This window comes from Janthinobacterium sp. JC611 (assembly GCF_018682595.1).
GTDB lineage: Bacteria > Pseudomonadota > Gammaproteobacteria > Burkholderiales > Burkholderiaceae_D > Janthinobacterium.
Map to the genome: position 1 here is coordinate 244,085 of NZ_JAFLJN010000001.1, position 21,545 is coordinate 265,629.

At 63.7% G+C, this 21,545-nt stretch carries 19 protein-coding genes; 3 read left to right on the top strand and 16 right to left on the bottom strand.

Annotation, left to right across the window (positions count from 1 at the left end):
- Positions 1 to 3 precede the first annotated feature (3 nt).
- Positions 4 to 1,374, bottom strand: coding sequence for a glutamine synthetase family protein (locus tag J0O65_RS01100; protein ID WP_086137893.1), 1,371 nt, complete (start codon positions 1,372 to 1,374; stop codon positions 4 to 6).
- A gap of 67 nt (positions 1,375 to 1,441) precedes the next feature.
- The gene (locus tag J0O65_RS01105; protein WP_215403291.1) at positions 1,442 to 2,209 is read right to left on the bottom strand and encodes a gamma-glutamyl-gamma-aminobutyrate hydrolase family protein; all 768 of its coding nucleotides are present in this window, start codon (positions 2,207 to 2,209) and stop codon (positions 1,442 to 1,444) included.
- A gap of 39 nt (positions 2,210 to 2,248) precedes the next feature.
- On the opposite strand from J0O65_RS01105, the gene J0O65_RS01110 reads away from it, so the two are divergent.
- Positions 2,249 to 3,637: an MFS transporter gene (locus tag J0O65_RS01110; RefSeq protein WP_502793528.1), complete on the top strand. Its 1,389-nt coding sequence runs from the start codon at positions 2,249 to 2,251 to the stop codon at positions 3,635 to 3,637.
- Between the two features lie 6 nt (positions 3,638 to 3,643).
- Here the strand turns inward: J0O65_RS01110 and J0O65_RS01115 are convergent, their stop codons facing one another.
- The 5 genes from J0O65_RS01115 to J0O65_RS01135 form a co-directional block, all read right to left on the bottom strand.
- Positions 3,644 to 4,282 (bottom strand): hypothetical protein, encoded by a 639-nt coding sequence (locus J0O65_RS01115; RefSeq protein ID WP_215403294.1) that lies wholly within the window; start codon positions 4,280 to 4,282, stop codon positions 3,644 to 3,646.
- Complete coding sequence (locus J0O65_RS01120) at positions 4,279 to 4,845, bottom strand: sigma-70 family RNA polymerase sigma factor (protein ID WP_251373212.1); 567 nt, start codon at positions 4,843 to 4,845, stop codon at positions 4,279 to 4,281. The genes J0O65_RS01115 and J0O65_RS01120 overlap by 4 nt, the downstream gene beginning before the upstream one ends.
- A gap of 49 nt (positions 4,846 to 4,894) precedes the next feature.
- Positions 4,895 to 6,808, bottom strand: coding sequence for a beta-propeller domain-containing protein (locus J0O65_RS01125; RefSeq protein ID WP_215403296.1), 1,914 nt, complete (start codon positions 6,806 to 6,808; stop codon positions 4,895 to 4,897).
- A gap of 100 nt (positions 6,809 to 6,908) precedes the next feature.
- Complete coding sequence (locus tag J0O65_RS01130; RefSeq protein WP_071075300.1) at positions 6,909 to 7,532, bottom strand: trimeric intracellular cation channel family protein; 624 nt, start codon at positions 7,530 to 7,532, stop codon at positions 6,909 to 6,911.
- Between the two features lie 4 nt (positions 7,533 to 7,536).
- A complete protein-coding gene (locus tag J0O65_RS01135; protein ID WP_215403298.1) occupies positions 7,537 to 9,972 on the bottom strand; it encodes a penicillin-binding protein 1A in 2,436 nt (811 codons plus the stop codon).
- Positions 9,973 to 10,110: 138 nt separating this feature from the next.
- Between J0O65_RS01135 and J0O65_RS01140 the strand changes: the two genes are divergently transcribed.
- On the top strand, positions 10,111 to 11,004 hold the full coding sequence (locus J0O65_RS01140; protein WP_215403300.1) for an HTH-type transcriptional regulator ArgP: 894 nt from the start codon (positions 10,111 to 10,113) through the stop codon (positions 11,002 to 11,004).
- Here the strand turns inward: J0O65_RS01140 and J0O65_RS01145 are convergent, their stop codons facing one another.
- The 4 genes from J0O65_RS01145 to J0O65_RS01160 are packed head-to-tail and all read right to left on the bottom strand — an operon-like array spanning position 11,005 to position 14,651.
- Positions 11,005 to 11,877 carry an ABC transporter permease gene (locus J0O65_RS01145; protein ID WP_215403302.1) on the bottom strand — a complete coding sequence of 291 codons (873 nt, stop codon included), beginning with the start codon at positions 11,875 to 11,877 and terminating at the stop codon, positions 11,005 to 11,007.
- On the bottom strand, positions 11,874 to 12,719 hold the full coding sequence (locus tag J0O65_RS01150; RefSeq protein ID WP_215403304.1) for an ABC transporter ATP-binding protein: 846 nt from the start codon (positions 12,717 to 12,719) through the stop codon (positions 11,874 to 11,876). Before J0O65_RS01150 ends, J0O65_RS01145 begins: the two co-directional genes overlap by 4 nt.
- Position 12,720: 1 nt before the next feature.
- The gene (locus J0O65_RS01155) at positions 12,721 to 13,734 is read right to left on the bottom strand and encodes an ABC transporter substrate-binding protein (RefSeq protein WP_215403307.1); all 1,014 of its coding nucleotides are present in this window, start codon (positions 13,732 to 13,734) and stop codon (positions 12,721 to 12,723) included.
- 32 nt (positions 13,735 to 13,766) lie between these two features.
- Positions 13,767 to 14,651 carry a TauD/TfdA dioxygenase family protein gene (locus J0O65_RS01160; RefSeq protein WP_215403634.1) on the bottom strand — a complete coding sequence of 295 codons (885 nt, stop codon included), beginning with the start codon at positions 14,649 to 14,651 and terminating at the stop codon, positions 13,767 to 13,769.
- 212 nt (positions 14,652 to 14,863) lie between these two features.
- On the opposite strand from J0O65_RS01160, the gene J0O65_RS01165 reads away from it, so the two are divergent.
- Positions 14,864 to 15,349 carry a tetratricopeptide repeat protein gene (locus tag J0O65_RS01165; RefSeq protein WP_215403309.1) on the top strand — a complete coding sequence of 162 codons (486 nt, stop codon included), beginning with the start codon at positions 14,864 to 14,866 and terminating at the stop codon, positions 15,347 to 15,349.
- An 18-nt stretch (positions 15,350 to 15,367) separates the two neighbouring features.
- Here the strand turns inward: J0O65_RS01165 and can are convergent, their stop codons facing one another.
- From can to hemH, 5 genes are all read right to left on the bottom strand, one after another.
- Positions 15,368 to 16,039: a carbonate dehydratase gene (gene can, locus J0O65_RS01170; protein WP_215403311.1), complete on the bottom strand. Its 672-nt coding sequence runs from the start codon at positions 16,037 to 16,039 to the stop codon at positions 15,368 to 15,370.
- A 136-nt stretch (positions 16,040 to 16,175) separates the two neighbouring features.
- Positions 16,176 to 17,309, bottom strand: coding sequence for a molecular chaperone DnaJ (gene dnaJ / locus J0O65_RS01175; protein WP_034745985.1), 1,134 nt, complete (start codon positions 17,307 to 17,309; stop codon positions 16,176 to 16,178).
- Positions 17,310 to 17,471: 162 nt separating this feature from the next.
- The gene (gene dnaK / locus J0O65_RS01180; RefSeq protein WP_215403313.1) at positions 17,472 to 19,415 is read right to left on the bottom strand and encodes a molecular chaperone DnaK; all 1,944 of its coding nucleotides are present in this window, start codon (positions 19,413 to 19,415) and stop codon (positions 17,472 to 17,474) included.
- Positions 19,416 to 19,505: 90 nt separating this feature from the next.
- A complete protein-coding gene (grpE, locus tag J0O65_RS01185; RefSeq protein ID WP_215403315.1) occupies positions 19,506 to 20,027 on the bottom strand; it encodes a nucleotide exchange factor GrpE in 522 nt (173 codons plus the stop codon).
- Between the two features lie 352 nt (positions 20,028 to 20,379).
- The gene (gene hemH, locus J0O65_RS01190) at positions 20,380 to 21,489 is read right to left on the bottom strand and encodes a ferrochelatase (RefSeq protein ID WP_215403317.1); all 1,110 of its coding nucleotides are present in this window, start codon (positions 21,487 to 21,489) and stop codon (positions 20,380 to 20,382) included.
- Positions 21,490 to 21,545: the final 56 nt, after the last annotated feature.

Consider the following 21,545-nt stretch of genomic DNA (forward strand, 5'->3'; position numbering starts at 1 on the left):
TTCTTAAACGTGGAGCAGCAGATGTTCGCGCTCCCACGGACTGATCACCGTCATGAATTCCTGGTGCTCCAGGTCCTTGATGGCCGCATACACGTCGATGAAGCGCTCGCCCAGCACGGTGCGCAGCTTGTCTTCCGCGCGCAGCAGCTGCAGGGCCTCGGGCAAGCCTTGCGGCAGTTCGAACTTCATGTCGTAGGCGCTGCCCACCATCATCGGCGTCGCTTCCAGCTGCTCCGTCATGCCCAGGTAGCCGCAGGCCAGGGTCACGGCCAGGGCCAGGTAGGGATTCGCGTCGGCGCCGATGATGCGGTTTTCCACGCGGCGGTCCTGCACGCCCGATTCGGGCACGCGAAAGCCCACGGTGCGGTTGTCCAGGCCCCACTGGATGTTGATGGGCGCGGCCGTATGGCGCACGATGCGGCGGTAGGAATTGACGTAGGGCGCGACGATGGCCATGGCCGACGGCATGTAGCGCTGCAAGCCCGCGATGTAATGCTTGAAGATGGGCGCGGCCGAGCCATCCTCGTTGCTGAAGATATTCAGGCCCGTCTTCGCATCCGTCACGCTCTGGTGCACGTGCATGGCGGACCCCGGCTCGCCCGCCATGGGCTTGGCCATGAAGGTGGCGTACATATCGTGTTTCAGGGCCGCTTCGCGCAGGGTACGCTTGAAGAAGAAGACCTTGTCGGCCAGGCCCAGCGGGTCGCCATGCAGGAAGTTGATTTCCATCTGCCCCGCGCCGATCTCGTGGATCAGGGTGTCGACGTCAAGGTTCATCAGTTCGCAGTAATCGTAGATATCCTCGAACAGCGGATCGAACTCGTTGACGGCGTCGATGCTGTACACCTGGCGGCTCGTCTCGGCCCGGCCGCTGCGCCCGATGGGCGGCTTCAGGGGCAGGTCGGGGTCCATGTTCTTCGCCGTCAGGTAGAACTCCAGCTCGGGCGCCACCACGGGTTTCCAGCCCTTGTCCGCATACAGTTTCAGCACGCGCCGCAGCACGGATCTTGGAGCGAAATCGACCAGCATGCCATCGGAAAAATAACAGTCATGGATGACTTGCGCGGTGGGGTCCGTAGCCCACGGCACCATGGTGATGGTGGTGGGGTCGGCCTTCAAGATCATGTCGCGGTCGGTGCTGGAAATGGCGCGGTCGTAGCCGCCATCGTCGACCGGGTAATTGCCCGTCACCGTCATGCCCAGTACCGCTTCGGGGATGCGCATGCCGCGCTCCTGGGTGAACTTCCCGCGCGGCAGGATCTTCCCGCGCGCCACGCCCGTCAAATCGGGCACCAGGCACTCGATTTCCGTGACGCGCTTTTCATTGAGCCACAAATCCATGTCCGTATAGGTGAAATTTTCGCGTATTGCCATGTTTCCCTCTCGTTGGTCTTGATCAAACACCGCGTACTGCGGGCGGCGCGCCTGTCATCCCGTCCTGTCATTCTTTTTTTCTGTGCCGCTGTTCCTGGTAATCGCGGCATGCCTGGCCGAAGGCATCGAACAGCCGCATGGACTGCGGGTTGTCTTCCACCTGCCATTCCGGGTGCCATTGCACGGCCAGGGTGAAACCGGCGGCGCTGGCCACCGTGTACGCTTCCACCAGGCCGTCGTCGGCCAGCGCTTCCACCAGCAAGCCATCGGCCAGCCTGGCGATGCCCTGGCCATGCAGGGAATTGACCAGCATCTCGCTCTCGCCACCCAGCAGCCGTGACAGCAAGCCGTCGGGCATCAGCTTGATGCGGTGCGCGGGTGCGTACTGGCGCGCCAGCGGGTCGAGCACGTTTTCCCGGTGGTCCTGCATGCCCGGCACCGCGTGCACGGCCTGGTGCAGGCTGCCGCCCAGGGCCACGTTGACTTCCTGGAAGCCGCGGCAAATCGCCAGCAGGGGCAGCTGGCGCGCCAGCGCGGCGCGGATCAGGGGCAAGGTGGTGGCGTCGCGCGCGGGGTCTTGCGGCAAGTCGGGATGCAGGATGTCTTCGCCATACAGGCGCGCATCGACGTTCGAGGCCGATCCGGTCAGCATGACGCCGTCGGCGATGAGCAGCGCCGCTTCCAGGTCCGCATCCGCGCCCAGGGCCGGCAACAGCAGCGGCATGCAGCCGGCGCCGCGCAGCACGGCGCGCAGATATTTGTCCTGCGCCATGTGCCAGGCGTGACTGCCAAGCTGGCGCTGGCAAGCGGGAACGAGAACGATGGGACGGCGCATGGAGCTACCTCGCTGGCGTGACGATCCAATGACAGCACCATGACGGCGCTGCCGCTCGCTTCACTGTACAGCAGAGCCGGTAGAGTCGGCCACACCGATGGACGTGGCCAGCGGCGGCACACATCGCCTACACTACGGCTTTGCAATATTGCCTCTATTAAAATCATCATATGCCCGTCCGGCGCCAAACACCAGCGCCGCAGGCAAAGTCCCCTACTTTCCCATGCATCCACACCGTTTACCAGTCTTCACAAGCACCTTTCCCACCCTGCGGGAGCAGCCATGAAGCACATGCCGTGGCGCGACTTCTTCGCCCTCGTGGTCAGCATCGGCGTGGTCGGCCTGGGCCTGGGCGCCACCATGCCGCTCACCGCCCTGACCCTGCACCAGCGCGGCGTGGGCACGGACATCATCGGCATGATCACGGCCGTCAGCGCCCTCGGCATCCTGGCCGCCTCGCCCTTCGTCTCGCGCTGGGTGGGGCGCTTCGGCGCGCGCGCCACCATGCTGGGCGCCGTGTGGGTAGCTTCGCTGGCGACGATCGCCATGCAGTGTACCGACCACCTGCTGGCGTGGAGCGTGCTGCGCTTCCTGTTCGGCGGCGCCATGGGCGTGCTGTTTACCATCGGCGAAGCGTGGGTCAACCGCCTGGCGCCCGACAACTCGCGCGGGCGCGTCGTGGCCATGTACACCACCAGCTTTACCTTCTTCCAGCTGATCGGCCCCGCCCTCGTGGCGCTGTTCAACGACAAGATCAGCTGGAGCTTCGCCGCCTGCGGCCTGCTGTTCTTGCTGGCCGTGCCGGGCCTGATGCTGATCTCGAACGGCGGCCCGGAACGCGAGCCGGAAGAACAGGGCGTCAAGTGGACCCTGATCCTGCCGCGCATGCCGATGATCGTGCTGGGCGCCGCCTTCTTCGCCCTGTTCGATACGCTGGCCTTGAGCTTGCTGCCGCTGTACGCGATGGAGCATGGCATCGTCACGGACCTGGCCCTGCTGTCGGCCACCGTGGTGCTGGTGGGCGACACGGGCCTGCAATTCGCGCTGGGCTGGATGGCCGACCGCTTCGGCCGCGCCAAAGTCCACGCGGGCTGCGGCGTGGCCGTCTGCCTGCTGCTGCCGCTGCTGCCGTTCGCCGTCGGCACGCCGTGGCTGTGGTGGACCCTGCTGCTGTTGCTGGGCGCGGCGGCGGGCGGCATCTACATGCTGGCGCTGGTGGCGTGCGGCGAGCGTTTCACGGGCCTGTCGCTGACCAGCGCCAGCGCCATCGTCAACGCCACCTGGGGCGTCACCAGCGGCGGCGGCCCGCTGCTGACGGGGGTGCTGATGCAGTCGGCGGGCGTGAACGCCCTGCCGGCCGTGATGTGGGTGTGCGCCGCGATTTTCGTCGGCAGCGCCGTGTGGGAACGCCGGAAGGGGATCGTCTAGCGTTTTTTACTTTTTCTCCAGCCGCTGCCGCAGCTCCTCGGCCACCGGATAGTCGGGATATGCGTGCCGGAACGCCGTCCACTCCTCCTGCGCCAACGTGCTCTCGCCTGCCTTGAGCAGGGCGTCGATCTTCACCAGCCACACGGAAGCGTCGAGTTTTGCCGGCGACGGCAGCGGCGCCGGCTTTGCCGCGACGGGCGCGGGCATGGCCAGCGCCCGCTGTGCCGGGGCCTGATGCGTGTCCGTCGCTGGCGCTAGCGCTGGTTTGGCTACCGCCATGGTGCGCGGTGCCGGCGCCGCTGGCATCACTTCCTGCGTGACCGGCTCCCCGACCACGGGAAACTGCGCCGGCTTCGAACCGAACCAGTCCACGCCGATCAGGTTCACCGTCAGCAGCACGGCGGCGGCCAGCCCCAGTGGAACGCGCCAGCGCTGCAGGTAGTCGGGCGATTTCTTGGCCGGCAAGGTGCGCAGCACGCCATCGGCGCTGTCGTTCGCGGCCGCCGGCTGCTGCAGGGCCTTTTTCGCGTCCGCCAGAATGGCCGCATCGAGCGCGCTGGAAGGCGCCGGTTGCGGCAGGCTGGCCAGCAGCGCATTCAATTCCTCGTCATTCGGTTCGTCGTGATCTTGATCGTGCGTACTCATGCCTGTCCTCCCGCGCCAGCGGCGCTGTCCAAGCCCGCGCGCAATTTCTGCATGGCGTAGCGCAGCCGGCTCTTGACGGTTTCCGCTTCCGCCCCCGTCACCACGGCGATGTCGAGGATGCTCATGCCGCTGAACTGCTGCAGCACCAGCGCTTCCTTCTGCTCCACCGGCAGCGCGGCGATGGCCGCATGCAGCCGCGCGTGCTGCTGTTTCTGCTCCAGCGATTGCGGCGGCGATGCGCCCTCGTCCGCCAGTTCGCCCGCGTCGTCGTGTTCCTGGCCTTCCCGCTGGCGCAGCAGGTCGATCAGGCGGTTGCGCGCGATCTGGTACAGATAGGTGCGGAACGCCGCCTGCGGCCGGTAAGCGCCGCGCGCCGCATGCAGGCTGGCCCACGCATCCTGCACGATCTCGTCCACCCATGCGCGGCGCGGCGAACGCCAGGCCACGAAGCGGTACAGGCCCTGGCTATGGCGCCGGTACAATTCGCGAAACGACGGCAGGTCGCCGGCGCCGTAGCGCAGCATCAGCTCTTCATCCGTCGCGGTGAGTAAAGTGTCGGGCATGCGGACCAGTGTAGCCGAACTACGCGGCGGCGACAATTTCCCTGCTCCTTCAGCGTAAAGTGGATGCAATGGACGCGATGGGCGCATAGCTGATGCGGCGCACTTCGCGGATCCGTCCATCCCTGAGCGCCCCTTCCACCACTTCATAGCCGAGCAGGGCGAAGACCCGGCCCTGCAGGAACAGGGGCCGCGCATTGCCGTACCAGTCCACGCAGGACGCGCGGCAGCCGTCGTCTGGCGCCTGGCCCGGCCGTGCCGCCAGCGCGCCCAGTTCCGTCAACTGCAAGCCGCTGTTACGTAGGTACAGCACGGACGCGGAGGACTTGTTCAGGCCAGGCCGCTCGTCCGCGCCCAGGATGGGCAGGCCGATCATGCCCTCGCCGGCCGTTTGCGGCTTGTAGAAAAAGCCGTGGCTGCGCGACTCGCCCTGCGCCGCGTCGACGCGGATGTAGCGCGCGGCAATCGCCGCCTGCACCCCCAGGCGGATGCTGCTGAAGTGCAGATCCTTTCCTTGCGCACCGATCACCACGGCGTCATCGCCCAGCGCCTCGATGCGTTCCACGCCGTGCGGCAGGGACAAGGCTTGCACGCGGCCCGCATCGGCCCAGCGCACGGCATACAGGGGCTGGCGCGGCCACGCCTGGTCCGCCTGGCGGCGTCCGGGGTTTCCCGGATTGCCGTACAACAGATAGGACCCCACATAGCGGTTCTGCAGGCCGTAGCCGCCACCGCCGGGCAGCGCCTTGTAGCTGTCGGCGGGTGCGCTGTCGCGGCCATCGGAAAACGACGCCAATGGCACGCGCAGCAAGGCCATGTCGCCGCGCCCCCTTGCGCCATCCCACATGGCGTCGCCCTGGCCTTCGGCGCGCAGCAAGACGTTCAGGTGGCCGTCCGCACTTTCCAGAAACGAGAACTGGTCGACGGGCGCGCCCGCCACCTTCAGGGCGCTGGGCGCCGAACCATCGAGGGGAATGCGGAACACGCCCGAGTCGCGGCCCCGGTGCGTGGTCCACACGAAAACGGATTCGCCCGACACATAAAATACGCGGCCCTGAGGCCCCATCACGGCGGTCGCAGCGCAGCGCATGTCGCGCTGCGCCAGGTCGCATACGGTGACCGTGTGCAGGGTCAGGCCGGCGCCGATCTCGGGTTCTTCATCGGTGCGGTAGATGCGCGTGGCCGGGGCGATGCGCCTGAAGTCGGATGGCACGGCGTCCGGACGCCAGCGGCGCAGCGCCGGGAAGCCGCCGAACGGGTCGCCCCGGTGCAGGTTCAGCGACAGGGGCGAGTAAAACACCAGTTTGCCGCCTGTCAGCCGGCTCGCATAATTGCGCGAGGAATAATAATCGTTGGAGCGCAGGTGGTAGGTGGCGCGGTAGGCCAGCTTGCCGTCCGCATTGACGTCGAACAGGCCGATCTCCGTGCCGCCACGGCTGTAGCTGTAGCCGATCACCACCACCGTATCGCCATCGATCAGCATTTCGTCATACCAGCTGCCCGATGGGTCGCTGCCCGGCGCGAACGCGTCGAGCGAGGCGACGGGCTGCAAGGCATTGCCCCCCACCTGCACGGTGAACAGCTTGCCGCGCCGCAGCATCACCAGGTGCTTGCCATGCAGCTTGACGATGCCGCCTTCGTCCACGCCCGCCGTCTGCACATTGGTGACGGATTCCGCCGCCTCTGCCGAGGCTACCGGCGCGGCTTTCGCCGCCATCGGCGCGGCCGGTGGTGCCGGTGGGGGCGCCGCCATGGGCTGCGCCGCGTACTGCGACGTGGCCCGCTGCAGTTGCCGCTGCTCTCTCAGCAGGGCCTCCTGGCGCGCCTGCAGCTGCTGCAGGTAACTGCCCAACGCTTGCTCGCTGGCGAACGGCGCCAGGGTCTTGCGCGGCGCCGTGCCGGCGGCGTGGCTGCCTGCCGACAGCAGCAGGGACAGTATCAATGTGATCTTGAGGGCGCTGGACATCGCTTCTTCTCCGGTTGGCTGGGGTGTCCAACATGAAACGCGGCGGCGCAGAAAAAGGGGTTAAGCGCGCGTAAAAATAATCAGGAAGCTGCCGCCCACCCTATTCAAATCCCCGTATGCGGTCGCCATTGAAATTCGGCAGGCGCCATTCGAAATGCAGGGCCAGGAAACGGAACAGGAAGCCGGCGCCGATGGACGCCAGCTGCGCCACCGAGCTGTCGACCTTGAAGTGCAGCAGGCCGACATACAGGGCGCCCGTAAACAGGGCCACGGTGGCATACACTTCGCGCTGCAGCACGAGGGGAATCTGGTTGCACAGGATATCGCGCAGCAGGCCGCCGAAGACGCCCGTGATCATCCCCGCCAGCACGACGATGGCCGGATGCATCTTGGCCGACATGGCGATGTCGCAGCCGATCACGCAAAACGCCACCAGGCCCAGTCCATCGACCAGCAGGAAGATGGCGCGCAGATGGTGCAAGTAGCGCGCGACAAAGGCCGTGACGACGGCCGCGCCGATGGTAAACAGCAGGTACTCGGGATGCGCGATCCAGCCCAGCGGATAGTGCCCCAGCAGGACGTCGCGCACGGTGCCGCCGCCGAGCGCCGTGACGGTGCCGATCATGCAGATGCCGAACAAATCCATGCCGCGCCGCATGCCCATGATGGCGCCGGACATCGCTTCGGCGACGATCGCCACCAGGTAAATCGTATATAACAGCATGGTCTTACTCTTCCGAAAATGATTTGAGAATTTGTTCGCGTTCGCGCGCTTCGCTCAGGGTGCGCGCCTCGTTCGTGCCAGTGCTGGAACCGCCATCGCCAGCTTCACCGTGCGCCAGGCGCGTGTCCGCTGCGCCGCTGCCGCAGCTGACGCTGCTGTGGATAAAGGCAAAGTTATCCCGCAGGCAGTCGCCGGCCAGGTATTCGGCATACACGTAATCGCCGTCGAGCAGGGCCAGGCCTGGCGGTTCAGCCAGCACCTGCTCGCGGCGGCCCTGCACGGCCACCTGCATGTAGTCGCGCCAGACGGGCAGCGCCAGGGTGCCCCCGGTGGCGTTGCCCAGGCTTTTCGGCTGGTCGTAGCCGAGCCAGACGACGGAGACGAGGCCCGAGGAATAGCCGGCGAACCAGGCGTCGTACGCGTTATTGGATGTCCCCGTCTTGCCGGCCGCGTCACCGCGTCCCAGCGCCAGCGCGCCGCGTCCCGTGCCGCTCTTGACGACATCGCGCAGCATGCTGTCCATGACGTAGGCATTGCGCGTGGAGATGACCTGCGTGCCCGGTGCCGGCGCGCCTTTCGCGCGGGGCGCCGCATCGCTGAACAGCACTTCTCCGCTGCGGCTGCGCACTTCCTTGATCAATTTCGGCGGCATCTGCACGCCGCCGTTGGCGAACACGGCATACGACTGCGCCAGTTGCAGCGGCGTGACGGCGCCCGCGCCCAGCGCCAGCGGCAGCGAGACGGGATTGCGCGCGCCCTCGAAGCCGAAGCGCGTGGCGTAGTGCTGCACGTAGCCGGGACCGGCCGCCTGCATCAGACTGACGGCCACCAGGTTTTTCGAACGCACGAGGCCGCGCCGCACGCTGATGAAGCCTTCATAGTTGTTGCCGTAATTGCGCGGACGCCACGGCTGCGCCCCCGTTTCCCGCGGCAGCAGCAGGCGCTGCGTATCGTCCACGGCCGTGCCGGGAAAGTATCCCTTTTCCAGCGCCGCCGAATACACGAAGGGCTTGAAGCTGGAGCCAGGCTGGCGGTAGGCCTGCATTGCGTGGTTGTAGTGATTGCGGTAGAAATCGAAGCCGCCCGCCATGGCGACGATTTCGCCGCTGTGCGCCTCGACGGAAATGAGCGCGCCCTCCATCTCGGGCAGCTGGCTCACCAGCCAGCGCTTCTTGGCCGCGTCGTGCGTCACGCGGATCACGCTGCCCTCGACGATGGCGCGCTTGCCATCCCATTGCAGCTTGCCGCCCAGGCGCGCATCCGACGCCGTCAGCACGATCTCGTCGCCATTGCGCAGCTGCGCCGTCAGCTGGCGCTTGCCGCTCGTCTCCACCTTGCGCACCAGGGCGGCGCGCAGTTCGCCACTGTCCGGGTAGGGGGCCAGCTGACGCGCCACGCCGTCCGCGGAGGCGGCCAGGCGCGCTTCCGGGCCGCGATAGCCGCGCCGCGCCTGCGCATTCAATAAGCCATCGCGCAGCGACTGGTCGGCCGCACGCTGCGGCGCCATGCGGATGGTGGTCGTCACGTCCAGGCCCATGCTGTAGGCGCCTTCGGGATAGCTTTGCAGGATCAGCTGGCGCGCTTCCTCCACCGCATACGCGGCCGCGTGCACGGAGCTGTTGCGGTCCTTGTTCAGGGCCAGCTTTTCCGCCACGGCGGCCGTGTATTCGGCCGGCGTGATGTAGCCCAGTTCACGCATGCGCTGCAGGATGTAGTGCTGGCGCACGGCGGCGCGCTGCGGATTGGCGACGGGGTTGTAGGCCGACGGCGCCTTCGGCAAGCCGGCCAGCATGGCCGCCTCGGCGATGCTGACATCGGCCAGCGGCTTGTCGAAATAAATGTTCGAGGCGGAGGAAAAACCGTAGGAGCGCTCGCCCAGGTAGATCTGGTTCATGTACAGCTCCAGCAGCTTGTCCTTGCCGTAGTGCTGTTCCAGCTTGTAGGCGAGCAGCATCTCCGTCAGCTTGCGCTGCACGGTTTTTTCTCGCGACAGGAAGAAGTCGCGCGCCACCTGCATGGTGATGGTGCTGGCGCCCTGCGCATGGTGGCCCGTGACGACGTTGGCCAGCGTGGCGCGCGTGAGGCCATAGAAATCGACGGCGCCGTGTTCATAGAAACGCGCATCCTCGATGGCCAGCAAGGCCTGGCGCATGCGCAGCGGGATATCCTTCAAGGGCAAAAATTCGCGGCGCTCTTCGCCGTATTCGGCCAGCAGCTCGCCTTCGCTGGAGAAAATGCGCAGCGGCAGCGCGGGCTTGTACTGCGCCAGGTGCTCGACGGCGGGCAAATCCTGCCACGCCTGGCGCAGCCACCAGCCGCCCGCCAGCGCGCCGGCCAGGCCCAGGCCCAGGGTCAATCCCAGGCCGAATTTCAGCTTGCGCGCCAGCGTCGATAAGGGCTTGCGGGGGGGAGTGGTGCTGTCGTTCGCTTGTGCTTGCATGTAGTGATTCCTCTGCTGCCAGGAGACGGCGCGCAGGCGCGCGGTACTCCATCAAAGAGGCATTGTGCACTGCAACACACTCATCCTTATAAAAAGTAAGTATTATTTAGTATTGATAAATTTTTCTTATGTCAGGCGGTGACCATGGATCTCAATCCCAAGCACACGGAAGCGTTCCGCGCCGTCGTCGAAACGGGCAGCTTCGAGCAGGCGGCGCTGCGGCTGCACCTGACGTCGCCCGCCATTTCGCAGCGCGTGCGCGCGCTGGAAAGCCAGCTGGGCAATGCGCTGATCGTGCGTAGCCGTCCCGCGCGCGCCACGCGCATGGGCCAGCGCCTGATGCAGTATTTGAAGCGCGCCAAGCTGCTGGAAGCGGACTTGCAGGCGGAACTGGCGGTGCAGCAGGATGCCCCGCTGACCCTGGTGCTGGCGCTGAACGCGGACTCCATGGGCACCTGGTTCTTCCCCGCCCTGTCCCAGGTGCTGATACGCGAGCGCGTGCTGCTGGACCTGACCGTGGAAGACCAGGACCACACCTACACCTTGCTGGAAACGGGCATGGCGATCGGCTGCATCAGCACGGAAGCGAAACCCATGCGCGGCTGCACGGCCGAGCCGCTGGGCGTGATGCGCTACTGGCTGGTGGCCACGCCCGCGTTCCGCCAGCAATGGTTCCCGCATGGTCTGACGCGCAAGGCGGCGCGCGCGGCGCCCGTCGTCGCCTACACGCGCAAGGACACCCTGCAATCGTCGTTCCTGCAAGACGCGCTGGGTCTGCCCGAGGGGGCCTACCCCTGCCATTACGTGCCGGGCGCCACCTCGCACTTCAACGCCATCCGCTATGGCCTCGGCTACGGCATGGTGCCGGAACTGCTGCTGCAGGCGAACGCGGATGGCGAGCTGGTGGAAAGGCTCACGCCGAAGACGCCGGCCGACGTGGCCCTGTACTGGCACACGTGGAAGGTGCAGTCGCCGCGCATGGAGCAGCTGTCGCGGCAGATCGTCGCGGCGGCGCGCACCATGTTGAAGTAACTATCGCTGCATGCCCCAGCGCTTGAGAGTCACGCGCTCCAGGCTGCGAAAGCCGATGTTTTCCACCAGCAAGCCGATGACGATGACGGCCGCCAGGCCGGCGAACACCTTGTCCGTGTACAGCTCGTTGCGGTTCTGGAAGATATACCAGCCCAGGCCGCCCTGCCCCGAGGTCGTGCCAAATACCAGCTCGGCCGCGATCAGGGTGCGCCAGGCAAACGCCCAGCCGATCTTGAGGCCCGAGACGATGGAGGGCAAGGCGCCCGGCACGAGGATGTGCAGCACCAGGCGCAAGCCGCTCAGCCCGTAGTTGCGCCCCGCCATGCGCAGGGTTTCCGGCACGCCCTGGAAGCCCGCATACGTGTTCAGGGCCAGCGGCCACATCACGGAATGGACGATGACGAAGATCAGACTGGCGCGCCCCAGGCCGAACCACAGCAAGGCCAGCGGCAGCAGGGCGATGGCCGGCAAAGGGTTCAACATGGCCGTCAGGGTTTCCAGCAGGTCGCGGCCGATGCGGCTGGAGACGGCCAGCAGGGTCAGCACGAAGGCGGCCAATACGCCCACCGCATAGCCTTGCAGCAAGACGACCAGGGACGCGGCCGTGCGCGTGAGCAATTCACCGCTGATAATGCCGCCGATAAACGCCTGTGACGTCTGGATAAAACCGGGCAAGAGCAAATCGTTGTGCGTCCAGCGCGCCGCGCCTTCCCACAGCAGGGCCAGGCTGAGCAAGATGAAGGCCTTGCGCCACAGCGCATGCTGAGTCAAACGCTGCCAGCGCGACAGCGGCCGCTCGACGGCCACGCCGGCCGGCGGCGGCGCCGCATACACGAATTCCTGGCGGATCGGCGGCTCCAGCAGCGCGCTCATACGGCCTCCCGGTGGGCCGGCTCTGCTTGCGGCACAGGAGCAACCTCCTCGTCGAACAGCAAACCATGGATGCGGCTGCCGGCGGCCTGGAATTCCGCGCTGCCCGCGCTGTGCAAGCCGAATTGATGACTGTTGAGCTCGGCGCGCACCCTGCCCGGATGGGGCGACAGCAGCAGGATGCGGTTGCCCACGACCAAGGCTTCCTCGATCGAATGCGTGACGAAGACGAGGGTAAAACGCAGCTCTTCCCACAGCCGGCTCAGCTCTTCCTGCATCTTGCGCCGGGTCAAGGCGTCGAGGGCGGCGAACGGTTCGTCCATCAGCAGCACTTCCGGCTGCATGGCCAGGGCGCGGGCGATGGCCACCCGCTGCTTCATGCCACCCGACAAGGTATGCGGATGGGCATCCTCGAAGCCGGCCAGGCCCACCTTGGCGATCCAGTGATGGGCGCGCTCGCGGGCCGCCGCCTTGTCCAGCCGCTTGCTGGCCAGCAAGGGGAACATGACGTTGTCCAGTACCGTTTTCCACGGCGGCAACTGGTCGAATTCCTGGAACACGACGACCCTGTCCGGCCCCGGTTTCTGGATGGGCTGGCCCTGCATGGCGATGCTGCCCGCGCGCGGCACGATGAAGCCGGCCACGGCTTTTAACAGGGACGACTTGCCGCAGCCCGATGGCCCCAGCAGCACGAAACGGTCGCCGCGGAACACGTCGAAACTGACGTCGTGCGTGGCGCGCACGGTGCGCTGCTCCGTGCGGTATTCCAGGCTGACGTGTTTGACGCTGAGCAAGGGTACCACCGCTGCGGGCGGGCGCACGAGGTGAAAGGCGGGTGCGTGCATGTCAGCCTCCTTGCGTGATGGCCGGGTCGTCAAAGAAGTAATCGCGCCAGCTGTCGGGCAGGTTGCGAATGGCGTTCACGCGGTGCAAAAATTGCGCCAGGCCATGGGTGTTTTGCGGTGCGATCTTGAATTGCACTTGCGGATTCGCAAAGATTTTCAGCAGCAGGTTGCGGTCTACCTTGCTCCTGTTGACCTTGATATAGATGTCGGCTGCGCCTTGGCGGTTGCTGCTCGCATACTGCGCCGCTTCCGCCAAGGCGGCGATGAAGGCGCGATACGTCTTCGGATTGTCCTTGCGGTATTTTTCCGTCGCATACAGCAGGGTCGACGAGCTGGGCCCGCCCTGCACATCGTACGAGTTCAGGATGACGTGGGCATTCGGGTTCTGCGCCAGTTCCTGCTCCTGGAACGGCGAGTTGCCGAAGTGGCCGGTCAGCTCCGTGCCGCCGGCGATGATGGCGGCCGCCGCGTCCGGGTGCGGCAGGGTTTGCGTGATTTTATCGAGGCGGGCAAATTCCTTGTCGCCCCACTGTTTCGCCACGGCCATTTGCAGGATGCGCGCCTGGACGGAGACGGACACGGCGGGCAAGGCGATGCGGTCCTTGTCCGTCAGGTCGGCCAGGGTCTTCACCTTCGGATTATTGCTGACCAGGTAATAGGGGAAGTTGCCCAGCGAAGCCACGCCGCGCACGTTCTGCCTTCCCTTGGTACGGTCCCAGATCGTCAGCAGCGGCCCCAGGCCGGCCCCCGCGATATCGATATTGCCGGACAACAAAGCATCATTGATGGCCGGGCCGCCGGACAGGGTGATCCACTCGACTTTCACGTCGACACCTTGCTGCTTGCCATGCTTTTCGATCAGCTTTTGTTCCTGCGCAATATTGAGCAGCAAGAAGGTGATGCCATGCTGGCCCGCGATGCGGATCTGTCCTTCGGCCCGGGCCATGGGCATGGCCATGCACAGCAGGGCGATGGTGGCGAGCAGGCGGCGGGCAAAGGTAACAATCGGCAACATGGACACTCCTTGGGTTAAATCAACAGTCAAAATCAGTACGGCGCATCGCCCTCGATGGTGGTGCGGTAGAGTTTACGGCGCTGGTCGGGAGGGCACCCCGTCGCCAGATGCATCAGCGAGCGGTTGTCCCAGAACACCAGGTCATGTGGCTGCCAGCGGTGCACATATAAGTGCTCCGGGCGCACGCTGTGGGCAAACAGTTCGTCGAGCAGGGCGCGGCTCTCATCGTCGGGCAGACCGACGATGCGTGTGGTGAAGTGTTCGCTGACGAACAGGGCGCGGCGGCCCGTTTCCGGATGCACGCGCACGACGGGGTGGGTGACGGGTTTGACTTCATCGATCTGCGCCTGCGTCAGGGCGGGCCGCCAGGGGTTGCGGCGGCGCAATTCCTCGTACTGGCTCAGATAGCTGTGCTCGGCACGGGTGCCGCGCACGGCGTGGCGCAGCGCGGCCGGCAAGCTTTCCCAGGCCAGGTGCATGTTCGCAAACACGGTATCGCCGCCCTCGTCCGGCAACTCTTGCGCGTGCAGCATGGAACCGAGGCTGGGCACTGCCTTGTACGACAGGTCGGAATGCCAGAAATGGCCCGCGTCGCCCAGGCCGATGGGCTGGCCGTTTTCGACGATGTTCGAGATGATCAGCACTTCCGGCTGCGTGGGCAGTTGGAACTGGTGCAGCACGTGGATTTGCAGCGGGCCGAAGCGGCGGCTGAAATCGACTTGCTGCCGCGGCGTGATGCGCTGCTCGCGGAACACCAGCACGTGGTGGTCGAGGTGGGCATGGTGCAGGCGCTGGAAGTCGCCCAGCGACAGCGGCTGCGACAGGTCCAGTCCCAGCACTTGCGCGCCGAGCGGTGCGTCGAACGTCTCGATACGGAAATGGCTGCTGGAATACTTGGGTTTCAGGACGGCCGACATGATGGCTTCATCAGTGAACAAGGGAAGTCCACTGTATGCCCGCTCGCCCATCCTGCAAACGAAGCATTTCTGATATGGATATGCGCGGCGCGTTGCGCCACACTGCCACAGGCACTGTCACGCAATGGCACAGCAGTGCCGGCCTTGCCAGGGAATGGCGCTAGCACGCAACTTGCTTATCTACCAAGCTTTAACCCTAGCCCAGGAAAGCCATGCCCACCTACGCCCTGCTGCTCGCCTTGCTGTTCCCTGCTTCCGTGCACGCCCAGGATAGCCAGGGTGAAAGTGATCTCAGCTACAAAGCCTATGTGCACAGTGACAAGCGCATCAAGTGTTTGTACGGCTATGCGGCCGACAAGACGGGCGACCATGCGGCCGCCGTCGCCATCTTTGAAGATTGCATCCGGCGCTGGAACGATGTGTATTCGATGATTTGGCTGGCCCAGCTGTATGAAACGGGCATCGGCGTGACGAAGGACCTGGCGCAGGCGACGGCGCTGATGCGGCGCGGCGCACATACCGACGATGACGCCGCCTACGCGCGGCTGGCCCGCTACCATTATGGCGTGGCGCTGGCCGAGGGCCGCGGCACGCCGCAGGACATTGCCCAGGCCAAAACCTGGCTGCGCCGGGCGGCGCGGGAGGGCGTGCCGGAGGCAGCCGATTACCTGGGTCGCCTGGAGGGCGCCACGCCATAGGCGCGGCGCCAGCGTGACTTACGCCGTCGCCTCGTAGCGCGCCAGGCGGGTCGCCATGCGCGGCGCCAGCTCGTGGCCGGCCGTGACGGTCACTTCCAGGTCGTTCAGCAAGCCATCCTTCAAGCCATAGACCCAGCCATGGACGCTGAGTTCCTGGCCCCGTTCCCACGCATCTTGCACGACGGTGGTCTGGCACACGTTCAAGACTTGCTCGACCACGTTCAGTTCGCACAGGCGGTCGCCGCGCTGGCGGCTCGTCAGCACGTCGCCCAGGTAGCGTTCATGCTTCTGGCCCACGTCCTGGACGTGGCGCAGCCAGTTGTCGACCAGGCCGATGCGCGTGCCCGTCATGGCCGCATGCACGCCCTTGCAACCGTAATGGCCGACGATGATGATATGTTTGACTTTCAGCACGTCCACGGCAAATTGCAGGACGGACAGACAATTGAGGTCGGAATGCACGACCACATTGGCAATATTACGGTGCACAAACACGTCGCCCGGCGCCATGCCCAGCAATTCGTTGGCGGGCACGCGGCTGTCGGAACAGCCGATCCACAGGTATTCGGGCGACGTTTGCGCTTCCAGGTTCTTGAAGAAGTTCGGGTCTTTCGCCACCATCGAGTCGGCCCAGCGGCGGTTACGCTGCAGCAGTTCCGCCAGGGCCGGGCCATTTTTCTGTTCGGTCATATCGCTCCCATTGTGTATGTACGAATGCGTAGGCGGCAGATCGCGCCCATAGGCCGGCGATGCGCGCACATTTCTCAGTCGTAGTGAAAAAAACGCCGGGATGTTTCAGCATCCCGGCGCATGGTATTACGTGTGCTTACTCAAAGAAGTCCTTGACCTTGTCTTTCCAGGTCTTGCTTTGCGGACTGTGCTTGGCACCGCCCTCGGTCGTCGACTTTTCAAAGTCGCGCAGCAGGTCTTTTTGTTTTTCCGTCAGTTTCACCGGTGTTTCGATGGCCACGTGGCAGAACAGGTCGCCCGCATAACCGGAGCGCACGCCCTTGATGCCCTTGCCTTTCAGGCGGAAGGTCTTGCCCGACTGGGTACCTTCGGGAATCGTGAACGACACTTTGCCGTTCAGGGTCGGCACTTCGATTTCGCCGCCCAGGGCCGCCTTGGTGAACGAGATCGGCATTTCGCAATGCAGGTCGTCGCCTTCGCGCTGGAACACGGCGTGCGGCTTGATGTGGATTTCCACATACAGGTCGCCCGACGGACCGCCATTCGTGCCCGGTTCGCCGTTGCCGGACGAACGGATACGCATGCCGTTGTCGATACCGACTGGAATTTTCACTTCCAGCGTCTTGTTGCGCTTGATGCGACCGGCGCCGCCGCATGGCGTGCAGGGGTCGGTGATGACTTTGCCGCTGCCATGGCATTTCGGGCAGGTTTGCTGGATGCTGAAGAAACCTTGCTGCATGCGCACCTGGCCGTGGCCACCGCAAGTACCGCAAGTGGTGGGCGACGTGCCCGGCTTGGCGCCGCTGCCGTGGCAGGTGTCGCACTTGTCCCAGCTCGGCACGCGGATGGTCGTGTCGAAGCCGTGAGCAGCTTGCTCCAGTGTAATTTCCAGGTTGTAGCGCAAGTCGGCGCCACGGTACACCTGTGGACCCGCATTGCGGCTGCGTCCACCGCCACCGCCAAAGATGTCGCCGAAGATATCGCCGAAGCTGTCGGCAAAGCCGCCAGCACCGCCGCCGAAGCCGCCACCGCCGCCCATGTTCGGGTCCACGCCAGCGTGACCATAACGGTCATACGCATCGCGCTTTTCCGGATTGGTCAGCATCTCGTAGGCTTCTTTGACTTCCTTAAACTTTTCTTCCGATTCCTTGCTATCCGGATTGCGGTCCGGATGGTATTTCATCGCCAGTTTACGGTAAGACTTTTTGATCTCTTCTTCCGAAGCATTTTTTGCGACACCGAGTGTCTCGTAAAAATCACGCTTTGCCATGTTGTCGGCACCTTGCAGTCTATCTACTGATGTAAAAATTACACGAAAAAGCCGAGTCGAGCGCTGCGCTCGGCGCAGCGACTCGGCTCGGCCGGTCTTCGCGGCTAATCCCGCGATGTAGCGTTCAGCCCGGCTACCCCCAGTTCATGGGAGCGCAAGACATTACTTGCTGTCTTTGACTTCCTTGAAGTCAGCGTCGACAACGTCGTCTTGCTTGGCGCCTGCGTCCGATGCGCCAGCAGCTTGCTGTGCACCTTCCGCGCCGCCGGCAGCTTGCTGCGCTTGCATGTCGGCATACATTTTTTCGCCCAGTTTCTGCGATGCGCTCGACAGTGCTTCCACCTTGGCGTCGATCTCAGCCTTGTCGCCCGCCTTGATGCTTGCTTCCAGGTCGGTGATTGCCGCTTCGATCTTCTCTTTCTCGCCCGCATCCAGCTTGTCGCCGTATTCGGTCAAGGATTTCCGGGTCGAGTGTACCAGAGCATCGGCCTGGTTGCGCGACTCGGCCAATTCTTTGACCTTCTTGTCTTCTTCCGCGTTCAACTCGGCGTCTTTGACCATCTTCTGGATTTCAGCCTCGGTCAAGCCGGAATTGGCCTTGATCGTGATCTTGTTTTCCTTGCCGGTGGCCTTGTCTTTCGCGCCGACATGCAAGATGCCGTTGGCGTCGATGTCGAAGGTCACTTCGATCTGTGGCGTACCGCGTGCTGCTGGCGGGATGCCTTCCAGATTGAATTCGCCCAGACCCTTGTTGCCGGCGGCGATTTCGCGCTCACCCTGGAAGACCTTGATGGTCACCGCAGGCTGGTTGTCGTCGGCCGTCGAGAACACTTGGCTGAACTTGGTCGGAATCGTCGTGTTTTTGTGGATCATCTTGGTCATCACGCCGCCCAGGGTTTCGATGCCCAGGGACAGAGGGGTGACGTCCAGCAACAGCAAGTCCTTGCGTTCGCCCGACAGGACCGAACCTTGAATCGCTGCGCCCACGGCGACGGCTTCGTCTGGGTTCACGTCCTTGCGTGGATCCTTGCCGAAGAATTCCTTCACTTTTTCCTGCACCTTCGGCATGCGGGTCATACCGCCGACCAGGATGATGTCATCGATGTCCGATACTTTCACGCCAGCATCTTTAATGGCGGTGCGGCATGGTTCTATCGTGGCCGTGATCAGCTCTTCCACCAGGGATTCCAGCTTGGCGCGGGTCATCTTCAGGTTCAAGTGCACCGGTGCGCCGTTCGCCATGGCGATGTACGGCTCGTTGATCTCGGTTTGCTGCGACGACGACAATTCGATCTTCGCGCGCTCGGCCGAAGCCTTGATGCGCTGCAGGGCGATCGGATCTTTTTTCAGGTCGATGCCGTTGATCTTCTTGAACTCGTCGATGATGTAATCGATGACGCGCTGGTCGAAGTCTTCGCCGCCCAGGAAGGTGTCGCCGTTGGTCGACAGCACTTCAAATTGTTTTTCGCCATCAACATCCGCGATTTCGATGATCGACACGTCGAACGTACCGCCACCCAAGTCATACACGGCGATTTTACGGTCGCCTTTTTCGGTCTTGTCGAGGCCGAACGCCAGCGCTGCCGCGGTTGGCTCGTTGATGATGCGCTTGACGTCCAGGCCAGCGATACGGCCGGCGTCCTTGGTGGCCTGGCGCTGCGAATCGTTGAAGTACGCAGGCACGGTGATGACGGCTTCGGTGACTTCTTCACCGAGGTAGTCTTCCGCCGTTTTCTTCATCTTGCGCAGCACTTCAGCCGAAATTTGCGGCGGCGCCAGTTTTTTGTCGCGTACGCCGATCCATGCATCGCCGTTGTCGGCTTTGATGATTTGGTACGGCATCAAGGCGATGTCTTTTTGCACTTCTTTTTCGTCGAACTTGCGACCGATCAGACGCTTGACTGCGTACAGCGTGTTTTTCGGATTGGTCACGGCCTGGCGTTTCGCTGGCGCGCCGACGAGAATTTCGCCATCTTCTTGATAAGCAATAATCGACGGCGTCGTGCGTGCGCCTTCAGCGTTTTCGATTACCTTTGGTTGACCGTTTTCCATGATGGAAACGCAGGAATTCGTGGTTCCCAGATCGATACCGATAATTCTACCCATGATTTTTTCCTTTTATTTGCTAGATTTCAGATGGTTCTTATATGTGGCAAAGCGGCATGGTTTCAAGACTTGCTTGATGCCGCACTCTGATTATTTTGCTTGCGCGGTCGTGACAATGGCTGGACGCAGCAGGCGGTCCGCAATCATATAGCCCTTTTGCAGGACTGACACGATGGTATTGGCTTCCTGGTCCGCTGGCACCACGGCAACGGCCTGGTGTTTCATCGGATCGAGCTTTTCACCCTGCACTGGCAAGACTTCCACCAGGCGGTTGCGCTCGAACGCGGCGTTCAGTTGCTTCAAGGTCATCTCGACGCCTTCTTTCAGCGAGTCGATGGTCGGTGCTTCCACCGTCAGCGCCGTTTCCAGGCTGTCTTTCACCGGCACCATGGCTTCGGCAAAGCTTTCCACTGCGAATTTATGTGCTTTGGCAACATCTTCCTGCGCGCGGCGGCGGATATTTTCGCCATCGGCCTTGGCGCGCATGAAGGCATCGTGCATCTCTGCAAGACGCGCTTCGGTACTTGCCAGCTGCTCTTCCAAAGTAGGCTCTGCGGGAGCCGCGGCGTCCGCCTGCGGATTAGGTACAGCTTGGTTTTCCTGATCTTGCATCTGAAAAGCTCCTACAATCAATGACTTAAATGAGTTAGTCTAAAATCTTTACAACACTAACGGGCAGATGGGGCTATATCCTATTGTTTCAAGGGGTATGCGCGGCAAAACCAGGGATGACATCAATCCATGTTACAGCTTATTACAAAACGCGTCCTGTTCCGGACAGCGATCCGTGCGCACGCCCCTTGATGTTCCAGGCTTCCCATGGCAAAGCGGGCATTCTACCAGCCCGGCGGCCGCCATCGCCACTGGCGGTGTTGCCATTTGGAAAACTTGGTGTCCCCGCCAGACATGACAAAGCCGCGCAAGCGCGGCTTTCTTGATGATATTGGGTAGCGGCGGCGGCAGTTTAATTCGCCGCGCCCAGCGCCAGCGCCGCCTCGCGCGCCTGCGCACCCGCTCTCTTGTCCGCTTCGCGCTGCGCCGCCGTCCGCATCGTCGGCCAGCCAATCATGTGCTGTTCGGCAATTTCCGCCAGGCCCGCGATCCATGCTGGCGTTTCGTTCAGGCAAGCGATGTAATGAAATTGCTGGCCGCCGGCCGTTTCAAAATCATGCTTGGCTTCCATGGCGATCTCTTCCAGCGTTTCCAGGCAATCGCTGGTAAAGCCCGGGCACAGCAGGTCGACGCGCTTGACGCCCTGTTGCGCCAAGGCCACCAGGGTGGGCGCCGTGTACGGCTGCAGCCATTCGGCCTTGCCAAAGCGCGACTGGAAGGTCACCACATATTGCTCTTTAGTTAATTTCAACTTTTCCGCCAGCAGGCGCGCCGTTTTCAGGCATTGGCAGTGGTAGGGGTCGCCCAGCAGCAAGGTGCGCTTGGGCACGCCATGAAAACTCATCACCAGTTTTTCCGGACGGCCATGCGCTTCCCAGTGGTTCAGCACGGAATCGCGCAAGGCGTCGATATACGTGTCGTGCTCGTGATATTGCTTAACAAAACGCAATTCCGGCACATTGCGCACCGTGGCGTAATGGGCGAACACGGCGTCGTAGATGGACCCCGTCGTCGTGCCCGAATATTGCGGATAGGCAGGCAGGATGGCGATGCGCTCGCAGCCTTCGCTTTTCAGCCTGGCCAGCACCTCGGGCAGGGAAGGCGAACCGTAGCGCATGGCCATGGCCACCGTCACGCCGTCATGCCCCCGCTCGGCCAGCGCGCCGGCCAGCAATTTGGCCTGCTTTTGCGTGTGCACCTTCAAGGGCGAGCCCTCGCGCGTCCAGATCGACGCGTATTTCTTGGCCGACTGGCCGGAGCGGAATGGCAGGATGATCAGGTTCAGGATGAACCACCAGACGGCGCGGGGAATCTCCACCACGCGGGGATCCGACAAAAATTGCTTCAGGTAGCGCCGCACGGCCGACGAGGTCGGCGCATCGGGCGTGCCCAGGTTGACCAGCACCACGGCGCTGCGGTCGATGCTGCCATGCGTGTACGGCGGTTCTGTTTGAAATGACATGAAGGCTCTTCGATAGCGTTGGAGGGATAGTCCAACCATTATAGTTACATTGCGTC